Raw genomic sequence first — 5,434 nt, forward strand, 5'->3', positions numbered from 1 at the left:
CGACAGTGATGACATAAATCCACCACCTCATTAAATGGAACCGTTGTCTACGCATTATTGGTGTACAGATAGCATTAATGGGTTTTCTTATACACGATACAAAACAAGGATGTCAGTGCCTATGCGCAATAATCAACCCGTTACCCTCAATCAGTACAACTTCGATGATGCTCTTCGTTTAATTTCAGGAACCGATCTTCGCGGCCATATTACCTATTGTAATGATGCTTTTGTTGAGGTCAGCGGCTTTGAAAAAAGTGAGTTAATCGGTAAACCACATAACCTTGTGCGTCATCCAGACATGCCAAGTGAAGTATTTAAAGATATGTGGGCATGTATCTCAAGCGGTAAAGTGTGGATGGGACTGGTTAAGAATCGTCGTAAAAATGGTGATTATTATTGGGTTAGCGCATTTGTTACTCCAGTATTCGAAAATAATAAAATAGCAGGTTACGAGTCTGTTAGGGTTACTGCATTACCAAGTGAAATTGCCCGTGCTGAAGCGGCTTATGCCAGAATAAAAGCTAATAAGTCACCAAGACCACTTCATGCAAAAATAAAACATCAAGTAATTAAATTATTACCCGCATGGTTACCAATGTTTATTTTGTCCATTGTATTAACTGAGTTCTGGGGGGGTGTCCCTGGTGCAATGGGTTTATTCACCCTTGTATTATCAACGGCTTGGTTGGGCTATAAACAGCAACAAGATTGGTATGAAGTCGTCAAACTTAATCCTAATTCGTTTACAGATCTCATTGTGGCAGAAACCTATTTTGCTGATTTTGGCGCTAAAGCGCAGGCAAAATTGGCTCTGGGTTGCGAAGTTGCTCGTTGTCGTACAGCGATGACGCGTATTGAAGATGCTGCAAAATCATTAGATGGCATTGTCGAGCACACTCAACTTGAGGCTGAATCAACGGCTAAAGCGGTAAGTTTACAAAGTGTATCAACACAACAGATTGCTTCGGCAATTACCCAGATGTCTACAGCTATTCAAGAAGTGTCCGCTAATGTCGAGCGTAATGCTTACAGCGCAAAAGAAGCATTAGACAATGTTACCGACGGAGCTCAACTGGCTAATCAAGCTAAACAGTCTATTGATGAATTAAATCTGTCTGTCGCGGATATCGCTAAAACAGTACGCGAGTTATCTGACTCTACAAATGAGATCGGCCAAGCGGCCAGTCTTATTTCGAGTATTGCCGACCAAACCAATTTGTTGGCCTTAAATGCCGCGATTGAAGCCGCAAGGGCGGGGGAACAAGGTCGTGGATTCAGCGTTGTTGCAGATGAAGTACGTTCCCTAGCACTGAAAACTCGAGAATCGACCGATAGAATTCACAGCATAGTGAGCGTACTAACGAAGCGAGCCAGTAATGCCGTTCAAGTGTCGGTTAGGGGGGAGCAAGCAGCCAGTAAAGGTGTTGAGATTGTTGATAAAACGCGTAACGCATTAGCGTCGATTAACCAATCCGTTGAACAAATTACCCAACTTACCTTAGATATGTCTGCGGCGGTAGAGCAGCAGAGTGCAGTCGCTGAGCATATTAATCAGCAAATTATTGATATTGCAGATTCTGCAGAAATTACTAAAGCTTCATCAGAAAAATCGTTACATAACAGTAGTGAATTGGGCCAGTCAGTGTTGATGGTTCGATCTATTATTAGGCGTTTTGCTGTAGGGACATTAGGTAAGAAATAGACGATACGCCACAGCATCTTTTACAGAGTCAAAATAGGCCAGACATCTTGCGATTACTGGCCTATTTTATTGTTTCTCTGACTACCGCTTTTATTACGCTACTGCTCAGAGTGTAAAGCGTTCAACAGAGGTGGTAAGCGAATGAGCTAATTGATTTAATTGCTGGCTTTGCTGTGTCATTGAAGCAGACTCCTGAGCATTTTGTTCTGCTGCATCGGCTGTTTGGGTCATTGTTTGCTCTATTTGTTGGCTATGGCTTACTTGTTCATTGGCTGCATGAGTAATGCTTTGGCTCATACCATTAATAGTACTAAGCGCCGCTTCTATTTGCTCGATTGCATCATGCAACGACTGGCTTTGTTCTACACATTCACTGGCTTGTATTTGTCCTTGTGAGATTGCTGTAACGGCATAAGTTGTTTCTTGCTGTAAGGCACTAATCATGGTTTGAATTTCGGCGGTTGATAGTTGCGTTCTAGAGGCTAATGAACGAACCTCATCAGCAACAACGGCAAAGCCACGCCCATGTTCACCCGCTCTTGCAGCTTCAATTGCAGCATTCAATGCTAGCAAATTGGTCTGATCGGCAATAGCACTGATGGTGGTTAAAATCCCACCAATATTATCACTGTGCTGACTGAGCTTTGCCATGATCTCCACAGAGTCGCGCAAGCTGGTTGATAAGGCTTCAATACGGAAACGGTTATCATTAGCAATGCTTTTTATTTGTAATCCTTGCGAGGAAGCTAATTTAACATGTTGTTCAGATTCAGAGGCTTGCTCATTGACCTGATTTGAACTGTGATGTATTTGCTCTGCAAGCTGCTTAGCTTGGCTAATATTGTTAATTTGTGCGGAAGCTGAAAGGGATATTGTTTCGCTTTGCGCTTGCGAGCGAATAGCGGATTCATCTAGCAGGTGTGCATCACGACTAATGTCTTGCAATAAATTAGTCAGGTCGTCAGACAGTTTATTGATGTTATCCATCAACTCGCCAAATTCATCATTATTTCTCTTGGTTAATCGCCGAGATAAATCACCGCTGGCAATTCGCGATAATGCACTGTTAATGGCTTGTAGGGGGCCTAACATGGCTTTTGAGGTAAAGTAATAGATAAACATCGCCATCAAGACAAACACCACCGCCATTGCAACAGCCAATGTTTGTGCGGTACTCACGTCATCAATCGCAACCATTTGTAACTGGTGGAATCGTTCGTTGGCGAGCTTTACTAATTGCTCTAACTGATTGTTAGTTGCATCAAAAAAGGTGTTGGCTTGCAGGTTACTATTCTCAGCTAAGCGCTGCTGATTGACGACATTTTCTTGTGCGAGATACAAGCTGCCTGGTTTATCGGTGAACTGTTTAATTGTTTGCAAGTTAGTGTCAAAATCTACAAATAGCTCAGTAACACCCAAAGGCTCTGCTTGTTGGGTTAAGTAGTTGCCATTAACCGTAATATTACCTAATAACATAGCCACATCTTGTTTATGAATATTCACAGCATCAACAGCGGTTAATCGGCCAAGTTCCGTCATGGTATTGCCTAGAGTAAACAGCATATCGTCGATGCGTACTCCGCCGCCAATGACTTCATTTAATAACTGCTGTTCGCCCGGCGGGGCTTCTATCAGTTCTAAATCAATCATATTGTTACTGGCATTAATTCGAACATTATCAAATTGCTGTTTTAGTGTGCCGAAGTTGTCGCGGTTTTGTCCTATTTCAAGTTTAGCGCCGAACATGATGTGCGATTGCTGTTCGTACTGCTGGTATGATTTTTGAGCTTGAGTTAATGACTGAAGCATTGTCGGTTGATCAGCCACTTTTGCAGATAATGTCTTTAATACCTCTCTGAACTCCAGTTGCAATTGCTTGAACCGCTTATAACTGAGGTCAATATTGTCATTATCGATTTGTGAATAAGCTAAACTGCCAGTTTTAGCCATTTTTAATAGGGTAATTTGCAAGGCATTTGACTGGTTTTGAACTGGTACTGCTAAGGTTTCGATATTAATATTGGCTGTTTGAATTTTACTCAAGGAATGATAAAAAAAACTACTTCCAGCAAGCAGTAATAAGCCAATCGAGGCAAATCCTAATGCTATTTTTTGTTTGATTGTCAATTCGAATATTGTCATTTAGTCTCTCATATTGTTATTTTTCTGACGTCATTCTTACTGTATTAATACTTAATCAAGCATGATTTTTGTCCAATAGTGACAAACTCTAGAGTAGTTGGTTGTTAAAATAATGTAAATGGTGTTATGTGAAATAGAAATATATCTTTGTTTTTAATGTTATATTTTTCTTTTTTAATCCAAATAAGTATCGAGAATATATGCTGGTTGCATAAGACTAGTCGACAATATCGTTAAGCTATTAACAATCTAATAGGCAAGCGATAATGCTTTGGGTATTATTTAAAAAGAGCAGTTGTTCTATTTTGAAATATTTAGCTTTATCGTTAGAAGAATTACTCTTATCACTGCTTTCAATTATTCGAGGTTAATGTGGGTCTACAATCAGTATCGCTAACGCAATCAAATGGCCAAGTACACCTCGTCTCGCCATCAAAAATCATTTGTATTGGGCGTAATTATGCCGAGCATATTCACGAACTCGGTAATGACATTCCTGATGATATGGTAGTGTTTCTTAAACCAAACTCAGCCATTACTAACACGTTATGTAGTCACTTAGGTGAGCCCTTACATTACGAAGCCGAGTTGTGCTTTATGGTGAATGATGGTCAGTTTAGTGCGGTTGGTGTTGGGCTTGATATGACCAAGCGTGAGCTGCAAACCAAGTTAAAAACCAAAGGTTTACCGTGGGAGCGTTCTAAAGCTTTTGATGGTTCGGCGTTATTCAGCGAATTTATTGCTATAACCGCAGACATCAAAGATTGGTGCTTTCAATTAACCATTGATAATGTCGTGACGCAATTAGGTCATCAGCAATTAATGATGTACCAGCCACACGCTATTTATAACGCCGTCAGTGAGTTTATGACCTTAAACGATGGTGACATTGTCATGACAGGGACACCCAAAGGCGTAGGTGTGGTGACAGAAAATACTACTTTTGAGCTGAGCTTATGGGCTAATGTGCCATTTACTGTATTTGAAGCTGCACTGTCGGGCGATAAACCGATTGAACAGCTTTGTGGTAACCCTGAAATCGTTAAGCAATGGCAGGCTAAGTAACGCTAGGTCGTGAAATAAACAATACTCGAAAAAAATGACCCTCTTACTAAAGAGGGTCATTTTTTTATGAAGGCATTAAATTGGTATTAATGCTACTTCATTAACGCTACGGCTTCCATGTCTAGCTCGATGTCGGTGCAACCTTTGGCGCAATAAATCCCTGGGGCTTTAGCACTTTTTGGTGCCTTTTTAGTGTTAGGCGGTAATTGCAGCGTCAGCGGTTTACTACAGTCGCTGCAAGTTGCGCTGTTACCTTTGAGCATGCGTTTTATCAGATTTTTTTGTTGATTAAAGGATGCCAATGTTGGGTCATTTATCGCTGAAAAATCGAGTTTCTGGGTATCGCTCATGTCGGTTCCTATCTTTCTAGCTGATCTCGCAATAAAGCGAGATCAATCTATTTCATTTGGTCGATCACTTTACTTGGTCAATTGGACGCCAGCGTTGTAATGCTACTGGAAGGCTAACACCTTGTGCCGTTAATAAATTAACTCGGGCCAAATAAGCTGCGCCATGCATTAA

The 5,434-nt window shown here is 41.0% G+C and carries 4 protein-coding genes; 2 read left to right on the forward strand and 2 right to left on the reverse strand.

The genetic code is table 11. The annotated features are described in order from the left end of the window. Positions 1-121 precede the first annotated feature (121 nt). A complete protein-coding gene (locus CXF78_RS12625; RefSeq protein ID WP_011636688.1) occupies positions 122-1,705 on the forward strand; it encodes a methyl-accepting chemotaxis protein in 1,584 nt (527 codons plus the stop codon). 105 nt (positions 1,706-1,810) lie between these two features. Here the strand turns inward: CXF78_RS12625 and CXF78_RS12630 are convergent, their stop codons facing one another. After that, a complete protein-coding gene (locus tag CXF78_RS12630) occupies positions 1,811-3,847 on the reverse strand; it encodes a methyl-accepting chemotaxis protein (protein WP_102036992.1) in 2,037 nt (678 codons plus the stop codon). A gap of 372 nt (positions 3,848-4,219) precedes the next feature. Between CXF78_RS12630 and CXF78_RS12635 the strand changes: the two genes are divergently transcribed. Then, positions 4,220-4,912, forward strand: a complete 693-nt coding sequence (locus CXF78_RS12635) for a fumarylacetoacetate hydrolase family protein (RefSeq protein ID WP_102036993.1) — start codon at positions 4,220-4,222, stop codon at positions 4,910-4,912. A 92-nt stretch (positions 4,913-5,004) separates the two neighbouring features. Here CXF78_RS12635 and CXF78_RS12640 read toward each other — a convergent pair whose 3' ends face one another. Then, a complete protein-coding gene (locus tag CXF78_RS12640) occupies positions 5,005-5,262 on the reverse strand; it encodes a hypothetical protein (RefSeq protein ID WP_059747937.1) in 258 nt (85 codons plus the stop codon). Positions 5,263-5,434 lie beyond the last annotated feature (172 nt).

The organism is Shewanella sp. 11B5, from assembly GCF_002836795.1.
Taxonomy (GTDB): domain Bacteria; phylum Pseudomonadota; class Gammaproteobacteria; order Enterobacterales; family Shewanellaceae; genus Shewanella; species Shewanella frigidimarina.